Source organism: Sphingobacterium sp. HJSM2_6, from assembly GCF_049316305.1.
In the GTDB taxonomy this organism is placed as follows: domain Bacteria; phylum Bacteroidota; class Bacteroidia; order Sphingobacteriales; family Sphingobacteriaceae; genus Sphingobacterium.
This window is the reverse complement of sequence record NZ_JBMOXB010000003.1, coordinates 70,586-89,838: the sequence shown is the minus strand read 5'-3', so window position 1 is coordinate 89,838 and position 19,253 is coordinate 70,586. Positions and strand designations below refer to the sequence as shown.

12 protein-coding genes are annotated in these 19,253 nt (G+C 35.7%); 8 read left to right on the top strand and 4 right to left on the bottom strand.

Annotated features, from left to right (window positions below):
• Positions 1 to 37: 37 nt before the first annotated feature.
• On the bottom strand, positions 38 to 823 hold the full coding sequence (locus ACFRAE_RS04145) for a TerC family protein (RefSeq protein WP_422795859.1): 786 nt from the start codon (positions 821 to 823) through the stop codon (positions 38 to 40).
• Between the two features lie 350 nt (positions 824 to 1,173).
• On the opposite strand from ACFRAE_RS04145, the gene ACFRAE_RS04140 reads away from it, so the two are divergent.
• The 4 genes from ACFRAE_RS04140 (at position 1,174) to ACFRAE_RS04125 (ending at position 8,419) form a co-directional block, all read left to right on the top strand.
• On the top strand, positions 1,174 to 1,797 hold the full coding sequence (locus ACFRAE_RS04140) for a TetR/AcrR family transcriptional regulator (protein WP_422795858.1): 624 nt from the start codon (positions 1,174 to 1,176) through the stop codon (positions 1,795 to 1,797).
• Positions 1,798 to 2,438: 641 nt separating this feature from the next.
• Positions 2,439 to 5,579, top strand: a complete 3,141-nt coding sequence (locus ACFRAE_RS04135; protein WP_422795857.1) for a SusC/RagA family TonB-linked outer membrane protein — start codon at positions 2,439 to 2,441, stop codon at positions 5,577 to 5,579.
• A 20-nt stretch (positions 5,580 to 5,599) separates the two neighbouring features.
• Positions 5,600 to 7,105 carry a SusD/RagB family nutrient-binding outer membrane lipoprotein gene (locus ACFRAE_RS04130; RefSeq protein WP_422795856.1) on the top strand — a complete coding sequence of 502 codons (1,506 nt, stop codon included), beginning with the start codon at positions 5,600 to 5,602 and terminating at the stop codon, positions 7,103 to 7,105.
• Between the two features lie 192 nt (positions 7,106 to 7,297).
• Positions 7,298 to 8,419 carry an endo-1,4-beta-xylanase gene (locus ACFRAE_RS04125; RefSeq protein ID WP_422795855.1) on the top strand — a complete coding sequence of 374 codons (1,122 nt, stop codon included), beginning with the start codon at positions 7,298 to 7,300 and terminating at the stop codon, positions 8,417 to 8,419.
• Between the two features lie 95 nt (positions 8,420 to 8,514).
• On the opposite strand, the gene ACFRAE_RS04120 is transcribed toward ACFRAE_RS04125, so the two are convergent.
• The 3 genes from ACFRAE_RS04120 to ACFRAE_RS04110 form a co-directional block, all read right to left on the bottom strand.
• Positions 8,515 to 10,251, bottom strand: a complete 1,737-nt coding sequence (locus ACFRAE_RS04120; RefSeq protein ID WP_422795854.1) for a RagB/SusD family nutrient uptake outer membrane protein — start codon at positions 10,249 to 10,251, stop codon at positions 8,515 to 8,517.
• 10 nt (positions 10,252 to 10,261) lie between these two features.
• On the bottom strand, positions 10,262 to 13,489 hold the full coding sequence (locus ACFRAE_RS04115) for a SusC/RagA family TonB-linked outer membrane protein (protein ID WP_422795853.1): 3,228 nt from the start codon (positions 13,487 to 13,489) through the stop codon (positions 10,262 to 10,264).
• A gap of 189 nt (positions 13,490 to 13,678) precedes the next feature.
• The gene (locus tag ACFRAE_RS04110; protein WP_422795852.1) at positions 13,679 to 14,284 is read right to left on the bottom strand and encodes a hypothetical protein; all 606 of its coding nucleotides are present in this window, start codon (positions 14,282 to 14,284) and stop codon (positions 13,679 to 13,681) included.
• Positions 14,285 to 14,706: 422 nt separating this feature from the next.
• Between ACFRAE_RS04110 and ACFRAE_RS04105 the strand changes: the two genes are divergently transcribed.
• From ACFRAE_RS04105 to ACFRAE_RS04090, 4 genes are all read left to right on the top strand, one after another.
• The gene (locus tag ACFRAE_RS04105; RefSeq protein WP_422795851.1) at positions 14,707 to 15,597 is read left to right on the top strand and encodes an SMP-30/gluconolactonase/LRE family protein; all 891 of its coding nucleotides are present in this window, start codon (positions 14,707 to 14,709) and stop codon (positions 15,595 to 15,597) included.
• A gap of 13 nt (positions 15,598 to 15,610) precedes the next feature.
• Positions 15,611 to 17,317 (top strand): IlvD/Edd family dehydratase, encoded by a 1,707-nt coding sequence (locus ACFRAE_RS04100; RefSeq protein ID WP_422795850.1) that lies wholly within the window; start codon positions 15,611 to 15,613, stop codon positions 17,315 to 17,317.
• A 13-nt stretch (positions 17,318 to 17,330) separates the two neighbouring features.
• Positions 17,331 to 18,095, top strand: a complete 765-nt coding sequence (locus ACFRAE_RS04095) for an SDR family NAD(P)-dependent oxidoreductase (protein WP_422795849.1) — start codon at positions 17,331 to 17,333, stop codon at positions 18,093 to 18,095.
• A 512-nt stretch (positions 18,096 to 18,607) separates the two neighbouring features.
• The gene (locus ACFRAE_RS04090; protein WP_422795848.1) at positions 18,608 to 19,213 is read left to right on the top strand and encodes a porin family protein; all 606 of its coding nucleotides are present in this window, start codon (positions 18,608 to 18,610) and stop codon (positions 19,211 to 19,213) included.
• The last annotated feature ends 40 nt before the right edge of the window (positions 19,214 to 19,253 follow it).

Genomic DNA, 19,253 nt, shown 5'->3' with positions numbered 1-19,253 from the left:
TAACATAGCCCAATTACATTGTCTTCTTAACTGTTAATTATTCGTTGTTTACTTCTATTTTTTGATCGTTCATCATCTTTAATGCTTTTTTCTCTGAACGGATATTTAAGAATTCGACCAATACGGAAAATGCCATAGCAAAATAGATGTATCCCTTAGGAATATGTTGATCAAATGCCTCAGCGGTTAAGGAAACTCCAATCAATAATAAAAAGGCTAGAGCTAGCATTTTTACAGATGGATAATCATTAACAAAACTGGAAATACTTTCCGCAGATAATAACATAATAACTACCGCCACGATGACAGCAGCGATCATCACGCCAATTTGATCCACCATACCAACAGCCGTAATTACAGAATCTAGGGAGAATACCAAATCTAAAATGATAATCTGAATTATAATACTAGTAAAAGTAACAACTTTCTTTTTGAGGGAAGCGGTGTCGATATGACCCTCCACTTTATGATGGATTTCCGTGGTCGCTTTATAAATAAGAAATAAACCTCCTATAAATAAAATTAAGTCTCTACCTGAAAGCGTAAGGTATCGATGCCAATTGGGATCTTCAATGGATAACATATCTCCTAAATGCAAGAATGGCTGCGTTAAACCCATAATCCATTTAATGGAAAATAATAAGCCTACTCGCATGACTAAAGCTAAAAGTAATCCAATCTGTCTAGCTTTTTTTTGCTGATGTACCGGAAGTTTGGCACTTTGAATCGATATAAATACGATGTTGTCTATACCTAAAACAATTTCTAAAATTGTTAAGGTTAAAAAGGATATCCAAATCTGCGGATCACTTAACCATTCCATAGTTCTTTTTTAATAGCGTGTGATAAAAAAATGTTTGTGAATAAATTCTTCATTGAATTACAATATCAACAAATTTTATCACTTGTTGTTTTAAAATGTTTTTTTATTGTTTATTGATAAATGGAATTTTAAAGATGGAAATGAATGGTTCTGCTTTGGGTGTTAATTCTTTGGATTTAAATGATTTAATAACTGATTACTTATAATTTATAGTTAAAAGTTTACAAAAATATAATTATTAAGTAAATGATATGTTGTAAATTGTAATATCGCAGCATTGATTTTCGTTTATTAATACTATAAACTAAATGACGTGGAATTAGTAATGCATAAACTCAGAATCAATATTCATGGGCAAAAAACGAGGACTCTATCAAGGACCAATACGAAATGTCGAAATAAAAAAGAAGCGATTTAAAGAAACAATAAAGAAAATATTTAAGGAAAGGGCATTTTCGGATCTTACTGTCAATGCTGTTTCATATAAAGCAGGTATAAGTAAAAGTTTGTTGTACCGATATTTTGGCAATCTCAATAATCTTTTGAGCCAATTAATGGAAGAAAATGATTTTAGCGCTATTTTGGAAGAGAAATTAGCTGAAGAAAAAGTGTTAGGACAACAACAGGATTCAAACCATTTTGCTGATATGTTGCGCTATTTGCTTTCATCCCCTGTTAGTTCTGGATTAGTCGCATGGGAGTTATCTTCTCAAAACAGGTCGATATATGATAACTTAAAAAAAAGAGAAGAGATTCTTCAACAGCTTTTTCTGGAAAAAGAAGAATTAAAGAATAGCAATGTTGATGTTCAAGCTATATATACAATATTGTTTTCTAGTATAAATTACCTTTCAGCTTATAGCTTTATGCATGAGGTACCAATCAATGGAATAAGAGCGGACTTAGAACCTGAGCGAATTATCAGTGCGATTCAATTTATTTTAAATCAAGTTAAGAAAGTAGGCGCGGAGTAAGTGCTCTTGCTTATTTTCTTTCGTTCTAATATTTAATAATATTAAATAGATGTTTAGTTATTGTTGGTTTTGTTTAAACCTATTCTATGTTTCATCCAACAAATTAGTTGCTCATCGCTGAGCGGCTTTTCAGTTGTCTTATTTTATCTATACCTACTCAAAACAGCGCTTTTAAGTTAAATAGCGATCCTTATTTTTAAATATTAATTAATCTATTTGACGTATAAATACACCTTGATAAATTTACTTTGTTAAACTATTGTAATAATTATATTACGAAATATACCTTTCTTATTATTTAAATGTTACCGCTTTTAGTAAAATTCTAGATTACATTTGATATACAAGTGAACGATTATTTTGCTATTTACCTAAGATTTATTTTATGAAACTGTTTATTGATCTTTTATTTCTATTCATGAAACCTCGCCAGGCAGACTCCAGTAGTTTGGTTTTTTGCAAATGTAAATCTAAGCCAGTCTGATTCTAAAAAGATTTTGAATAAAAATCTTTAATCCTAAAGAAAGTACAATTTCAGAAATACCTGTTTTAAGACAAAATATCCTTCTAATATCCAAGAAGAGGATCTTATTTCTGAATTCTTAACCATTTAATATTTACTAACAACAAATTTAAATTTTATGAAACACAGGTTACTTGGAGTTTTTATACTCATCATGATGTTCATTGGAGCGGCTCATGCCCAAGAACGACAGCTATCTGGTACAGTGCAATCTGCAGCCGGAGGACCTTTGTCCGAAGTTTCCGTACGAGTGGAGAACTCAGGAATTGCTACGCAAACTGATGCAAATGGTCGGTTTACTATTGCTATTCCTACAGGAAGGACAGTTTTAATCTTTTCTTATGTGGGATATGCCTCCCAGCGTATTTCAATTAATAAGCAAACGACTATTGAAGTGGTCATGAGCAATTCTGTCAGTGAATTGGAAGAGGTTATAGTCACGGCATTGGGGGTGAAAAGGGAAAAGCGGGAGTTAGGCTATGCTGCTGATCAGGTGGATAGTAAAACCTTAAATAGAGCGAATGCCGTAAACGTTGCAAATGGCCTGCAAGGTAAGGTATCAGGATTGAATATTAATACTGTTAATTCTGGAGTATTTGAAGAAGTTAAACTTAGTTTACGTGGTATTCGTTCGTTAACAGGTAATAATAATCCTTTACTGGTGTTGGATGGTGTTCCCATGGATATCAAATATTTATCGTCTATTAATCCCAATGATGTAGATAATGTATCGGTATTGAAGGGTGGCGCATCAGCAGCTATTTATGGTCCTGATGCACGAAATGGGGTAATTTTGGTGTCTACTAAAAGAGGCCAAGATGGGGTGGATATTAACTTAAGTCACTCTACACAATGGCAAACCATCTCTTTCTTTCCTAAACTGCAAAAGCAATTCGGTCAAGGTGCTGATGGGGAAATAATACCTCGTGAAAACTGGAGTTGGGGACCTGCTTACGACGGATCTGTAGTAAATATTGGTCCTGAACTGCCGGATGGTTCTCAGCAAACGGTGGTTTATCAAGGAACTGATGAACGCGAACAATTTTACGACACAGGAAATACGAATCAAACGAATGTATCTATCAATGCGAAAGATTTTTTTATGAGTCTTGAAAACGCAGATATAAAGGGTATAGTTCCTGGTGATAAAAATAGAAGAAATGGTTTGCGTTTAAATGCCAGGAAGGAAATAGGCATTTTTAGGGCGGGTGCAAATGTAAACTATATACAACAAAATTATTCTGTTTATGATCAGGAAAGTCAACAAACTTATTTTAGAAATCAAAGTACAGGAGGTAATGACGGTTTATTTAATCAATTAATCAATACCCCTGCCCATGTAATACTATCGCAGTATAAGGATTATAAAAATGATAAGTATGCCATGTACGAAAATTGGTTTACGGATTTCGGGATCAATCCTTATTTCAGTATTGGCAATTGGAGAAGGAAAGGTAAAAAGCAAGATGTTATTGCTAACATAGACTTAGGATTAAAGCCTTTTGAATGGTTAGATATCAATTATAGAGCAAGTATTAATGCGACATCAACGGCAGATAGAAATACCAGTGAAGGAGTTAAAACTTCTGACTGGGGTTTAAACCGTGGAAAGAGCACAGTTACTCCAGCTTTGGAGGAATACAATTATAATCAAACTGTACTGACATCCGATTTATTTGCGAATGTGGTGAAGCAATTATCAGAGCCTTTGAAATTAAATGCTGTTCTTGGAACGTATGTTAGACAAAACGAATATAGAATTACTCGTGTTGGTGCTGATAATTTAGGTATACCAGGACTTTATAATTTAAGTAATCGGGTAGGAAATTTATTCGGTAGTTCCGATGGGTATCAATCGAGGTTGTTTTCGATTTATGGTAGCGCAGGATTAAATTATAAGAATTGGGCCAATGTGGAAGTAACAGGCCGATGGGATAAATCATCTACCTTGGCTCCAGACATCAATTCTTATTTTTACCCAGGTATTAATGCCGCAGTTGTATTAACTGATGCCTTGGATATCCAATCAAATTTCTTTAATTATTTAAAAATTAGAGGTGCTTGGACGAAAACTGCAAACTCTGATATAGATCCATATTTCCTAGAAGCTACATTCTCACAAAGAAATGGCTTTCCATTAGGCGGTATCCCTGGTTTAACAGCCGATAATACCACCTATGATTTTAACTTAAAACCTGAACGAATAAATACTACCGAGGCAGGTTTTGAATTAGGATTATGGGATAACCGATTGACATTAGAAGCTACTTATTTTTCTTCTAACAATACAAATCAAATTATTAGTATGAATATTTCGGAAGCTTCAGGTTATGCAAGAAGCTTTAGAAATGCAGCTTCTTTCGACAGCCGTGGAGTAGATTTTGATATAAACTTATCGCCTATAGTTAAGTTTAATGATGGATCTGTGAATTTTAGAGGTAATTTTTTATGGAATGATTCTGAAGTCACCGAGATTTATAATCAACCAGGCGGTGAGCGATTAAAAGAACTTTCCATTGGAGGATATGTGGCTGCAGGTAATTATGCCATAGAAGGGCAACCAGCATTTGTGATGAGAGGTACAGACTACATTCGCGACGATCAAGGTCGTATTATTGTAAATGCTTCAAATGGTCGCCCATCTTTATCTTCTGGATATGTTAATTTGGGAAGAACACTTCCAAAATGGATTATTGGCTTGAATCCTTCTGTGAATTACAAGAACTTCAATTTATCAGCATTATTTGAGTATAAGGGAGGGCACGTTGCTTCTTTCTTTGCTTTGGGTACGGATATGGCATGGACAGGTGTGTCTCAAGCTACAGCTTATAATAACAGAGAGCCCTTTATCTTACCAAACTCAGTAATTGAAGATCCTGCAAATCCAGGAACGTATATAGAAAACAAAACAGCAAAGATTGGGGAAAACGAACCAATCTATTACTATTATACTGGAGAGTTTAGTGGTGCATCCTCCAATTTTATAGTGAGTGCAAATCATTGGAGGTTAAGAGAATTGGCTTTAAGTTATGAAGTGCCAAGTAAATGGTTAATGATGAAACAAAATGCAATCAAAGGGTTGAGTATTTCATTGATTGGTAGAAATTTAGCATTGTGGTTACCGAAAGAGAATGAGTTTATGGATCCTGATTTTAACAGTTTTACTGATGATGAGTATCCAAATGCCTACGGTAATATCAATTCAACCTCTAATCCTCCAATTCGGAATTTTGGATTTACACTTAATGCCAAGTTTTAATCATTAAATTTTTAAGTATTATGAAACATAAAATAGTTTTGGCAATATTAGCGGTAACCTTAACGTTGTCAAGTTGTTCGGATAGTTTTTTCGATATAAATACAAACCCTAATCGTCCTACAAAACCAGCAGTATTACCGCAGTATTTATTGCCAATGGTAATAAAACAAACGGCTTACCGAATGGGCACCCAATATTCTTGGGCAGGTTTTTGGACTGGATATTATGGCCGAGGTGCTGATTTTGGTAACAGCTTACCACTTGAAAATTATCAAATAACAACCTCATTTCAATTGACGCAATGGGCTAATTTTGCAAATTCAAGTACCTGGTTTGATGTTTTAAACGATGCTACCTTGATGGCCTCATTGGGCGAAGAAAGTCAAGAACCATTTTACGTAGCTGTGGCCAAAGTAATGAGATCCATTGGTTTTATGTACCTGGTGGATATGTATAATAATGTGCCTTATTCTGAAGCTTTGAATGTCAATTCTTCGATGGCACCTGCTTATGATAAAGGACCGGATGTATACAAAGGTTTATTAATCGAATTGGAAGAAGCACGTGCTATCTTTAAAACAATCCAAGAAGTATCTGTTTCTGCTGCTGCTGCGGATGTTTTATTTCAGGGAGATTTGGTAAAATGGAGAAAACTTGCAAACACCCAATCTTTGAAATTATTGATCCACCAATCTGAAGTGGTCAATAATCCTAGTGCAGATTTAGCGAAAATAACTGCAGACGGTAGTGGATTTATAACTGCAGGTAATTCTGCGACCTTAAGTATTCCCTTTTCAAATAATGTAGACCAAGTCAATCCCGTATACTTTGAATATGTAGCTAATCAAAGTGGCATAGCAACAGATGGGTTCACGAGGGTTAGTAATTATTTATTGAATAGGTATATAGACAATAATGATATCCGATATCAATATTTGTTTCTACCAGCCTTAAATCCATTCGATCCTTCAAAACCATGGATGGGAGCAGACTTTGGAGCACCTCCAAATTCCGATCTTCAATCTTCTAGACAATCGGTAGTAGTAGGGACAGGAATATTAAAAGATGGGGCAGAGCCTCTATGGTTATTTACCTCTATGGAGAGTTTATTTTTACAAGCAGAGGCGATTCAACGGGGCTGGCTAGAAGGGGACGCTAAATTAGCTTATGAGAATGCGGTAAAAGAATCCTTCAAATGGTTAGAAATTCCAGCAGCTGAAACCGAAGCTAATCAAGTTTTGGCTGGTTATGCCAATTGGAATGTTGCATCAAATAAATTGGAACTGATCATTAATCAAAAGTATCTTTCTTTACCAAGCATCAATAATTTCGAAGCTTATGTAGATTACAGAAGATTAGGTTTTCCTAAAGATGTACCCTTGTCTAAAATTCCAAACCTGAATGGAAACAAGGTTCCATTGAGATTGATGTATCCGCAAACAGAATACAATTACAACAATACCAATGTAGTTGCAGAAGGCGAGATAGATCCTCAAAAAAGTAGGATTTTTTGGGATGTAGAGTAATTATAATATCCTTTCATTAAAATTGATTTGTTATGGGGTACCATTAGGTACCCCATTTTTTAATACATTTCCTAGCGTTTGTTGTACATAAAGAAGTTGTAAATAAACCAGTGTTTCCTAAGAATAGGATACTTATTTGTACCCGAACGATTTATTTCATACATTTCTATTGATTTACCTACGACAAGAAAAATGTGCCATTTAAAAACGAACAACTATTTACTTATAGCCATATTGTTTTTATTAACTATTAAGCTCAATGCGCAAGAAATAGATCCATTAAAAAATGTATTTAAAGAAAAGTTCCTTATAGGAACAGCCTTGAATATGCGACAAGTCGTTCAAGCAAATCCAAAGGAACAAGAAATCCTAAAAACACATTTCAATTCCATAGTAGCTGAAAATGCGATGAAGAGCATGTATTTGCAACCCAAGGAAGGCAAATTTAATTTTTCTGAAGCCGATCAATTTGTGGAGTTCGGAGAACGACACGGAATGCACATTGTGGGGCATACCTTGATTTGGCATTCCCAAGCACCCTCATGGTTCTTTGTAGATGAGCGAGGAAATGACGTGTCTCGAACTGTTTTGATAGATCGAATGAAAAAACATATACATACCGTTGTTTCAAGATACAAAGGAAGAATAAAAGGCTGGGATGTGGTAAACGAAGCAGTCTTCGATAATGGAGACTGGAGAACAAGCAAATTTTATGAAATCATAGGGCCAGATTTTATGAAATTAGCCTTTCAATTTGCGGCTGAAGCCGATCCTGAAGCAGAATTGTATTACAATGATTATAATACCGCTATACCTAGTAAAAGAATGGGTATAGCTTACAAAATTAAGGAGCTTTTAGAGGCTGGTGTAAGGGTAGATGGATTAGGGATGCAAGAGCATCATGGACTTGATTTTCCTTCTTTGAACGATATTGAGGGAACTATTATACAGTTTAGTAGCCTTGGCCTTAACGTAATGGTAACAGAATTGGATATTTCTGTGTTGCCACATGCTAGAGCCAATCAATCTGCAGAGATCTCTAATACCGATACCTATAAGAACGAATTAAATCCCTACAAAGAAGGATTACCGATAGAGATCCAAGAAAGACTAGCAAAAAGATATACTGATTTATTTGAAATATATCTTAAACATGCTGATAAAATATCCAGGGTAACCTTTTGGGGACTAAGTGATCGGGATTCGTGGCTAAATAATTTTCCTATCCAAGGAAGAACGAATTATCCCTTATGGTTCGACCGTTCCTATCAAGCGAAGCCATTTGTTCAAGATATTATTAATTTGGTTAACTAGCTGAATTTTTATCCATAGCGTTTCCTTCGATATAGCTATAAGATAAAGCCTTAAAACAGGAACGTTTTAAGGCTTTATTGCTTATAAAAAAGAAGCTACCAATTTGGATTTTGTTCTATTTTATTATTGATAGCAATTTCATTGCTAGGTATTGGCCATAAGTAATCTTTTTTAGGATCAAACTTCCTTAAACTTGCTTCTTGCAGAATAATATGTTTTTTATCATTAACTGGGGTATTAGCAGCCCATTTTTCCCCCGTAGTTGTCAAAAATTCTTTAAAAAGGTAACTACCTATCAATGGTTTTACCATTTCTATTTCTGCCGTTTTCCAACGAATAATATCCCAATACGCGAAACCTTCAAATGCCAATTCTACTAATCGCTCCCTACGGATTTCATCTCGCATGTTAAGTCCATTTAACTGAACAAATTCATTGGTCAGTTTAGGCAGACTTACATAGTTTACTTGATCCTTTGTACCTATATTTATTTGAGGCAATCTCGCTCGAATCTGGTTAATTGTGATTTCCAAATCCTCATTAGAAATACGCCCATCCAGCTCAAAACTTGCTTCCGCATAAATTAATAATAGCTCGGCATACCTAAACACTGGTTTGTCTATATAAGATGCTTGTAGGTTCCAGAATTCTTTATTTGCGTATTTACGGATGCCGTATCCACTACGATGTTGTCTGGGGTTAGGAATGGTATAGTTACTACTAGAAATAAATTCATCTCCTGTTTTGAACAAGGTAAAACCCATTCGCGGATCTTTTTTGTTGAAATATTCTGCATAGCTCATGAGATCATTAGGTTCAACGTATACTGTTGATTTTTCCATTGGTAAACCATCAGCCATCAAATAGTTGTCTACAAAATTCTGGGTAGGCAAAACGTTGCTACCTTCATAATAGCGTTGCACTGGCGTACTACTTACGCTATTCTCTCTGTTTACCCCATATTGCCTCACGATAATATGTTCTTTATTGGAACTACCTTCACCGGCTAATTGAAATAAATTGAAATAAGCATCATTCAATTGCTCTCCATTTGTTCCCAATCTCGCCTGAGAGAATAGGCTATATTGTTTAGAATCTATAACTTGTTTAGCCGCCTCTTTGGCCAATTTTAAGTGTAAAGTGGCCTGCCCATATTGGTGATATTTTTCCCGAGTTCCTTCAAACAAGGCTACCCTAGCTTTGAATGCAAGAGCTGCGGTTTTTGAAATCCTTCCAAATTCTTTAGCAGATATTAATTCATCCTGTCCTCTTAAATGCGTGGCTGCAAAATCCAAGTCTTCAAATATTAATTCTAGGATTTCTGTCCTGGTAGCTCGAGGAGCAAACACCTCCGGATCATCCATCTTCAGTGTTTTAATTATCTTTGGAACGCCACCAAAGCGCTTAAACATTTCAAAATAATACATAGCCCGAAAGAATCGCGCTTCGGCAATATACCAGTTTACTTCTTTTTCTACGGCTCCCTTCTCGAGTACTTTTGGCCCATTTTCTATGAGTTTATTTGCTTGAAAAATGGAGTAATAATTGTAGTCAGCACTGGTGGTAGGTGTAGGTCTAGATCCATCACTTATTCCAGTACCAGCTCCGCTATTTGAATAACCATAACTTGACCAAACATCTTCCGCAACATCTCCAGTATTTAGACTTGGAAGTGTCGTGTAAAAATAGTTTGCAGCCATTTTCAAATCATTCACTGTATTCCAATAATTTACATCATTCATGGATGTTTCAGGGAGTTGTTCTACCTCGCAGGCCGTTTGAAAAGCGAAAGTCAACAAGCCAGTTATTATATATATAAATCTATGTTTCATGGGAGTAATTTTATAAATCGATATTCAATCCAAAGGAAATAGTCGTTGCAAAAGGATATGGAGATACTTTATTGTCTTCAGGTCTTATTTCAGGGTCTATTGCCCCTTTAAATACGCCTAGTTTTGAAATGGTAAGAATATCTTCTGCAGAAGCATACAATCTGATTCTACTGAACGGGAGTTTATTAAACTGTTCTTTCGAAATGCTATAACCCAATTGTACATTTTTTAATCTGGCGTATGCGCCACTTAAATACCATTTATCTGAGTTTTGAAAATTATGACCACCTTCTAAATAAGGCCTCGGAAATGCAGCATCTGTGTTTTGTTCAGTCCAATAGTCCATTTGAAAATCCATAGGCAAATACCATGAATATAATTGAGGTTGAATTAATTCATTACTAGGTTTTAAATGACGTTTTCCAATCCCTTGGATAAAGAACGAAAAATCGAACTTTTTATAGCTAATAAATCCATTAATTCCATATTGATACCTAGGATTTGTATCTCCTAAATACACCATATCGCCTGTATTTCCAACAGTATTTTCCCCTGGGCTAATAATCCCATCATTATCCAAATCGAGATACCGTACATCCCCAATACCTGGAACACCTGTTTTATTGATAAACCTTTCGTAGCTAGGTGCATTTTCTAAATCAGCAGCATTTTGAAAATAGCCATCCGTTTTATAAGCCCAAATTGAATTTAATGCGTAACCTTCGACCAATCTGTTTGTGCCAGAATTGACTATATTATTTGCACCTCCGTATTTTACAAGCTTATTTTTATTATCAGCTAAACTGAGCGAAAAATTATAATTTACATGTTCGCCAATATGGTCTCTATAGCCCAAGGTAGTTTCCCAACCCCAAGTTTTTAGTTTTCCTTGATTTGTTTTAGGAACCGAAACGCCTAAAGTTGCAGGCATGCTGATGCTAACCAGCATATTATTATTAAATTTTTGAAAATAATCGAAAGATCCAAATAGCTTTCGATCTAAAAAGCTGAAATCAAGTCCTAAATTTTTGGTTTCTATGGTTTCCCAGGATATATCCGTTGCTGGCAGTGCCCCTTGAGTGATGTAAGTTTGTTTAATATCGTTTAATAAGACATTCGTTCCAGAGCCCAAAAGTGCTATATAATCATAAAAGCCTATACCCACCTTTGAACCCACTTTTCCCCATGATAATCTAGGCTTAAGTTCATTAACGATATGCGCAGCTGGCTGAAACCATTCTTCCTTGGTCATATTCCAACCTAAGGAGAAAGAAGGAAATACTTTAACTCTCAAATGTGGAGAGAGTCTAGAACTTTCATCACTTCTTACGGTAGCTTCAAATAGGTATTTCTCTTTATAATTATAATTGAAACGTCCGAAATAAGATTGCATTTTTTCACGTTCGGTATATTGATTGTGCGATTTATTCAGCGGGTCGGATGTAAAATTTAAACTTGGATTATCATTGACATACAAGTTTTTAGTCGAGGAAGATATGTATTGATAATCGTGGTCGTAAAATTGGTAACCACCCATCAAATGAAAGTTGTGATTTTCAGCTAGGGTTAAATTATAATCCACAACAGCTTGCATGTTTTGCTTTAAGGTCTTAAAATTACTGATACTATAGTTGTTCGGATTATTTAACTGTGACTTGGTATTTGGCGTAGGGCCTGAGTAATAATCAACTGTCCTTCTGAAGTTTCTATTTTGTAAATCAATATTTTCTCGACTGTACATCAATTTGATTTCAAGTCCTTTAGCCAACTTATTTATTGTCGCCGTGACGTTGTTAAAGTATGTTCTTTTGAGGTCTTTATTGAATCCACCATCCTTCATTAAGGCATAACCAAAAGCAGAGGAAGTTCCACTTCTGTAATACGATCCATCCTCATTAAATATTGGGAACCTCAATCTCGAAGAGTAAAACTGCCTTAAAATAGAATTTCCGCCCGCATCTATGGAGTATCCTGCATCTTGGGGATTATCCGTTTGCTGATTTATAAAAGCATTCCCAATGTCTAATTTCAGATAATTCGTTACTTGAGCAGAAACATTTGCACGTGCATTTATTCTAGAAAACTTGTCATTACCTACTTTAAACATGCCATTTTGGGTCATATTTCCTATGGAAGCCATATACGTAATTTTTTCAGAGCCGCCTGAGAACTGTAAATTGTTATTGTAGATATTATATTTTTTCTGGATAACTTGATCTAAGATGTTTTCTTGATTATAAGTTCTCCATTGTCCATTAGCGCCCAATACAAAGGTTGGTCCTGCTACGGCATAGTTCAAATCCTCTTCAGAATATTCCTCAGCAATTCCTGCATTTTTTCGAGCAAGGTTTACATAATTCATTTCATCGATTAGGGATAATCGATCAGGCATGGCTCCTGGTCTTTGAATTCCTAAATTGCTTGAAAAGCTTATCTGCCCAACTCCAGATTTCCCTCTTTTTGTCGTCACAAGTATAACTCCTCCCGCAGATTGTGCTCCATAAATAGCGGTTGCGCCGCCATCCTTGAGGATACTCATATTTTCAATATCACTTGGATTTAACGCAACAAAAGTCTCTTCTGAACTAATAACTCCATCTATTACGATTAATGGTCCGACAGAGCCATTGGCCGAAGTTTCTCCACGTACTGTAATGTTTAACCCTTGCGCCCCTGGTCTACCGGAGTTTCTGGTAACGACTAAGCCTGGAGCTGCTCCTTGTAGCATATTAGCAATGGTTGGGGATGGCCTATTCTGCAAAACTTTGGCATCTATTTGAGACACTGCACTCGTTAAGTTTGTTTTCTTTTGGTTACCATAACCTACTACGATTATCTCATCAATTTCATCTTCACTACGTTCCATTTCGACGTTTTTAGCTTGACTAGCCAGCAGCTCAATGGGTTTGAATCCTAAAAAAGAGAAGGTTAATAGGGCCGATTCGTTGGAAACAAGAAGGCTAAATTTTCCATCCTTATCCGTAGATGTAGATTTTCCTTCTCGCTTTACCGATACAGTTACACCAGCCAATGGCTCTCCATTTTTTGAACGAACTATTCCTGAGACCTCCTGTTGCAGCTGATGGATGTCAAATAACAATGAAATATTCGTATTAATATTCGAATTTACCTCGTAGCCATACGTATATGGACTAAGGAAAGGTAGGGTAGAAGGAATAGTTAAAATCATAACTAATTTCTTCCAACTCACTTTTTTAAAGTAATGTTGTTTCCTCATTTAATTAAAAAATCAATTGTTAGCAGTTTATTGGCTATTTCAGCAATAATAGTAGGGACTAATTCTATATTTTAATAATAGAGAAATAATGCAATCGTTTGATTTAATTACGGAAACGTTTGAGAAAGGTGTTTTTTGTAATTGAAATTTTGTTAAGGATTATGTAAGTAAGTCGGAATACAACCATTATTACTTTTTGCCGGTATCCAAAAATTTGTAGACCATACTCCGCATAAAATACTGCCTTAGCATTAAACTTTGGTTAAAGGTGATGTTATTTTCAAAGGATCTGTACGTGTTATTAATGCTTTGATTGAGTAAATCGTAGACGGATAATTTTAATTCTCCTTTTTTCATGACAGGATAAAAACAAGATACATTAATGAGGTGTATATTTTTACGGTTGTTATTTAGGTCTGCTACCTGATTAACTAGATTATACCTAGATTCGATTTTGACTTTTTTTATATGGTCTATCAAAACTGCAGCACCTACGGAATGGGCGTAATTATTGATGTTTTTAAAATTTTCAGAAGGAAATTTATAATCAAAATTGTATAGATTGAATTGATATAATGGAGTAATTATAAACCTCTGTTTAAAACCTAGGTTAATATTATTTGTAAATGAAATCGATTGTTGAGTTCCTAAATTCTCCTCTTCGTTAATCTTACTGTAATTTTGATTTTTCGAGAAGGTACTATTTAAAGAATAATCCAGTTTCCAATCATCCTTCTGTATTATTGTTTTAGATAGTTGAGAATGGTATATAGATTTTTTAGAAAAGGAATGCATATATCACGTCCTTCATCATTAAAGGCTTTTCTATTTTTGTAACATTCTCAGTATGGCACTAAGTGAACCATGTTGTAATTGATATTTCAAGTCAGCCAATATTTTTAGTTATGATCTCTATTTTTAGGATTTCTATTTTTATGGAAATCTTACCCTAAACTTGCGTAAATGATCTTCTGGATTTATGATTTTGAGTTTTAACTTAAAAATATAATCTTCTTACGAAAATAAGGTGATTAAACAATTAGCGGATTAAAATCTATTAAACGTATATTCTAGTCCTATTTAGGATAGAAATCTGATAAATATTCTGTCCATACTTATTTAACCGCACTAAATCTTTTTAGGAATCTCATATATGATTATTAGGATTCAAAAATAATCCATAAATTAAGTGTTTAAATAACCATATAAACCGACCTATGCATTCTTCAATAGCAAATAACATTGTCAATTCTCCTTTAACTTTACATGGAGAAGGTCCTATTTGGCATCATGGAAGACAAACTGTGTTTTGGGTTGATATACTGTCAGATTCATTTTTCGAATATCATTTAGAATCTAAAGAACTTATCCAATATCCGAATGCAAAATTAGTTTCTGCGATTTTTGAAATTAAAGATGATCCTGATCAATTAATTGCTATTGTTCAAGGAGGAATAGCGATTTATAATCTTAAAAACAAAAGCTATACTATCATCTCTAATTTAGGGATTTCCTGGGATCATCATCGAGGTAATGATGGAGCAGTAGATCCGGATGGGAATATTTGGTTTAGTACCACGCATATGGATCATGTAGATGGGGAAGGTGATTTATATCGACTAAATGCTGCCGGATCTATTGATCTTATGTTAAATCGCGTTAGTATTTCCAATGGCCCATGTTGGACAATGGATGGTCGTTTAATGTTTCATACCGATAGTGGAACACGGATTATAAAAAGTTATATACAGGATGATTTGAATCTTCAGGAAGCTGCAAATCGCATAGTTATCGAAGCGGGTTTTGGTTATCCAGATGGAATGGCATTAGATACGAATGATGTCCTTTGGGTGGCTATCTGGGGCGGATTTGCTGTTGCTGGATTTGATACGAGGGATGGTCGGTTAAAATATCAAATTGATTTACCAGCGCCACATGTATCCTCATGCGCTTTTGTAGGTGCTAAGTTAGATCAACTCATCATTACAACTTCTCGTAAAGATTTATCAAAAGAAGACCTGGAGAAATATCCTCAAAGCGGGGAAGTGTTTTTAGTCAATATGGATACCTCTGGTGTCCCTGTAAATGCATTTAACAAGAAATTTTAAATAAGCTTATTTTATGAAATTAAGAAGTAGAGATTGGTTTGGGAGGGAAGGAAAGGACGGATTTATTTATCGAGCATGGATGAAAAACCAAGGGGTTCCAGCCGATATGTTTGATGGAAAGCCGGTAGTGGGCATTTGCAATACCTGGTCGGAATTGACGCCATGCAATGGTCATTTTAGAGAACTTGCAGAAGAGGTCAAAAAAGGAGTATTAGAATCTGGAGGATTTCCAGTAGAGTTTCCAGTAATGTCGCTAGGAGAAACATTAATGAAGCCTACGGCCATGCTGTTTCGAAATCTCGCGAGTATGGATGTGGAAGAATCTATACGGGCAAATCCAATAGATGGTGTCGTGTTATTATGTGGATGCGACAAAACTACACCATCTTTGGTGATGGGAGCTTGTAGTGTAGATCTACCCACTTTAGTAGTCTCTGGTGGAGCAATGCTGACTGGTAAATTTCAAGGTAAGGATGTTGGGACGAGTGATTTGTGGCGTTTTGCGAATGCTTCCAAACAAGGAACAATTACGGAAGAGGAAATGAATCTTGCGGAGGCAGGCATGTGTAGAAGTGCAGGCCATTGTGCAGTAATGGGAACCGCATCATCCATGGCCAGCATGGTGGAGGCTCTGGGACTTACTTTGCCAGGTAATGCCGCAATTCCTGCTGTTGATGCGAATCGGAAACGATTAGCTAGAATGTCTGGAAGAAGAATCGTTGAAATGATCAAAGAAGAATTGACGATGTCTAAAATTCTGAAGAGAGAGGCCTTTGAAAATGCTATTCGCGTAAATGCAGCGATTGGAGGATCTACCAATTTTGCCATTCATCTTATGGCCATTGCTGGTCGCATAGGGGTTGATTTACAGCTGGAAGATTTTGATAAGTATTCCAAAGGTGTTCCTTTGGTAGCAAACCTGCAGCCTTCAGGAAAATATTTTATGGAAGACTTATATTATGCAGGTGGTATTCCTGCCGTAATGCATAGTATCCAAAGCGTGATGAATACGGAAGCGCTCACCGTGAATGGAAAGACGGTCGGTGAAAACTGCGGAAATACTGTTAGTCTGAATGAGTCTGTAATATCTAGCATGGAAAATCCATTTAATCCCTTGTCCGGAATTGTGGTGTTGAAAGGTAATTTATGTACGAATGGTGCAGTGATTAAACCTTCAGCAGCTAGCCCTGCATTAATGAAACATACAGGAAAAGCGGTAGTATTTGAAGATATTGAAGATTATAAAGCGAAAATTGACGATCCTAATTTAGATGTTGATGAAACCAGTGTTCTTGTATTAAAGAATGTCGGACCTAAAGGATATCCTGGGATGCCTGAAGTGGGGAATATGGGAATCCCGAAAAAATTGCTCAATAAAGGGGTGTTGGATATGGTCAGAATTTCAGATGGACGCATGAGTGGTACTGGTTTTGGTACTGTTGTGCTTCATATTTCTCCAGAATCGGCAGTTGGAGGCTTATTGGCTTATGTTCAAAATGGTGATCAAATTGAATTAGATGTGGAAGCACGTCAGTTGAATCTATTGGTGAATGAGGAGGAATTGCATATTCGTAGAGAAAATTTAACCTTAAACTTAAATAAACACCGTAGGGGATATTGTAAACTTTATGTAGATCATGTTGAACAGTCTCATTTAGGAGCTGACTTAGACTTTTTGAAAGGTGGTTCAGGAAGTGAAGTGTTGCGGGATTCCCATTAAAAATTAAACAGTTATGGAAAGAAAAAGATTTACGAATAAAACAGCGATAGTTACTGGAGCTGGTCAAGGAATAGGATACGAAATGGCTAAAAGCCTCGTATTGGAAGGAGCATCTGTGATCCTAAATGATGTGGATTTAGCATTGAGTGAAAAGGCCGCTAAGGAAATTAGTCAATTTGGCGTATGTCTACCATTCGCAGGAGATGTGGCAGACCCAAATTTCAATAAGGATATGGTTGAATTTGCCATTGCTCAAACGAATTCTTTGGATATCATTATGGCAAATGCTGGAATTACCTTATTTGGTAGTTTCTTAGACTATAAACCAGAGGATTTTTTTAGAGTACTGCACGTAAACATGGGTGGCGCATTTTTCTTGGCTCAAGTTGCTGGTAAATATTTCATTGCCAATAATAAACGAGGTTCTATTTTATTTACTTCATCGGTTATTGGTCACCAAGCACATAAGGATCTTGCAGCCTATGGTATGACTAAAGTAGCAGTAGAAATGTTAGCGAAGCACTTGGTATTAGAACTATCTCCTTACGGTATAAATGTCAATGCCGTTGCTCCTGGAGCAACATTGACTGAAAGAACCTTAGAGGATCCGGAATATGTAAGTGCATGGTCCAAAATTACACCCATTGGCGCCCCTGCTAAAACACCTGATATTGCTAATGCAGCCTTGTTTTTGGTGAGTGATGAAGCAAAACACATTACTGGACAAACTATAGTTGTCGATGGCGGTTGGACCTCCGTTAGTCCTGCACCTTTTTAATGAAGTCCAGTGGGATTTTTAGCCTAATTAGCTCGTACCTGTAGCTAAGGGAAACCTGAAAGAATCCATATTCTTTCAGGTTTTTAATAGCCAATTTTTTTACAGCGATGGATCTTCTTCGGATCTCCATCGGAATTAAGCCGGATCAAGTTTGAAAATTTGCGAAGAAGATCGGAATGAAATCCAGCTAAGATGTGTTCCTAGGGCTATTGAAAATGAAGTAATGTAAGCTGAAATTTAATATTATTTCTTTATTAGAAAGACTTATGGATGAGGTTTGCCCGGTTGGGGTCAACAGGAGGAAATAAAGATGGCCATTGGCATTGGTTGATTTTGAAAAATCATAAATTAAAAAAACTGATAAAATTCCCATATAGTTTTAGGCTAACAGGTTTTATTAGCTTAATATTTAATTAGTGATTTTATTATTTTTAAAGACTGAATATTGATAATATTAGGAGGCATTCCAAAACCTGGATTTACTTATGAAATTATACAACTAGTAACCTTTTATGAAAAAAATTTACTTAATTCTAATTCTTATTCTTGTTTTCCTCGCTGGAACAAATGCTCAAAATAGAATTGGTGTTCGAGCTGGATTAAATCTCGTTAATGAATTTATCAGTCTAGACAACCAAAGAGCAAAAACACACATCGCAACTAGTTTCCATTTATCAGGCTATTATGATTTATTTATTTCGCGAAATTTTTCCATACAGCCAGGAATATCCATTGAAGGTAAAGGGGGAGTATCTAAAATCGAGGGAAATACTTTTACAGACAAATTAATTTATTTTGAATTACCAATAAACTTTATTGCTAGGGCTCCAACACGATCGGGCGATTTGTTTATTGGAGCTGGACCCTATTTCTCTTACGGAATTGATGCCAGGGTCTCATCGGGTAGAAAGTCTGTTGTTTTAGAGTGGGGAAATGGATATGATCAATTAAACCCAATAGATGCAGGTTTAGGTATTCTTATGGGGTATAGGTTCAAAAATGGTTTTACAGCAAGATTATCCAATTCAGGCGGATTGGTCAATATATCCAATAAAAGACAAGCAAAGTATCTTAATCGAGTTAGTTCTATTGGAGTAGGCTATGAATTTGGTCAGTGAAATGATTAAGATCTTTAGCACATAAAGCTTTCTCTACGAT

What these genes read in the sequence shown, in the direction of transcription:
- ACFRAE_RS04135 (WP_422795857.1), top strand. Translation starts at nt 2,439, where the DNA reads ATGAAACACAGGTTACTTGGAGTTTTTATACTCATCATGATGTTCATT.
- ACFRAE_RS04120 (WP_422795854.1), bottom strand. Translation starts at nt 10,251, where the DNA reads ATGAAACATAGATTTATATATATAATAACTGGCTTGTTGACTTTCGCT.
- ACFRAE_RS04110 (WP_422795852.1), bottom strand. Translation starts at nt 14,284, where the DNA reads ATGCATTCCTTTTCTAAAAAATCTATATACCATTCTCAACTATCTAAA.
- ACFRAE_RS04130 (WP_422795856.1), top strand. Translation starts at nt 5,600, where the DNA reads ATGAAACATAAAATAGTTTTGGCAATATTAGCGGTAACCTTAACGTTG.
- ACFRAE_RS04115 (WP_422795853.1), bottom strand. Translation starts at nt 13,489, where the DNA reads ATGAGGAAACAACATTACTTTAAAAAAGTGAGTTGGAAGAAATTAGTT.
- ACFRAE_RS04145 (WP_422795859.1), bottom strand. Translation starts at nt 823, where the DNA reads ATGGAATGGTTAAGTGATCCGCAGATTTGGATATCCTTTTTAACCTTA.
- ACFRAE_RS04090 (WP_422795848.1), top strand. Translation starts at nt 18,608, where the DNA reads ATGAAAAAAATTTACTTAATTCTAATTCTTATTCTTGTTTTCCTCGCT.
- ACFRAE_RS04105 (WP_422795851.1), top strand. Translation starts at nt 14,707, where the DNA reads ATGCATTCTTCAATAGCAAATAACATTGTCAATTCTCCTTTAACTTTA.
- ACFRAE_RS04100 (WP_422795850.1), top strand. Translation starts at nt 15,611, where the DNA reads ATGAAATTAAGAAGTAGAGATTGGTTTGGGAGGGAAGGAAAGGACGGA.
- ACFRAE_RS04095 (WP_422795849.1), top strand. Translation starts at nt 17,331, where the DNA reads ATGGAAAGAAAAAGATTTACGAATAAAACAGCGATAGTTACTGGAGCT.
- ACFRAE_RS04140 (WP_422795858.1), top strand. Translation starts at nt 1,174, where the DNA reads ATGGGCAAAAAACGAGGACTCTATCAAGGACCAATACGAAATGTCGAA.
- ACFRAE_RS04125 (WP_422795855.1), top strand. Translation starts at nt 7,298, where the DNA reads ATGTGCCATTTAAAAACGAACAACTATTTACTTATAGCCATATTGTTT.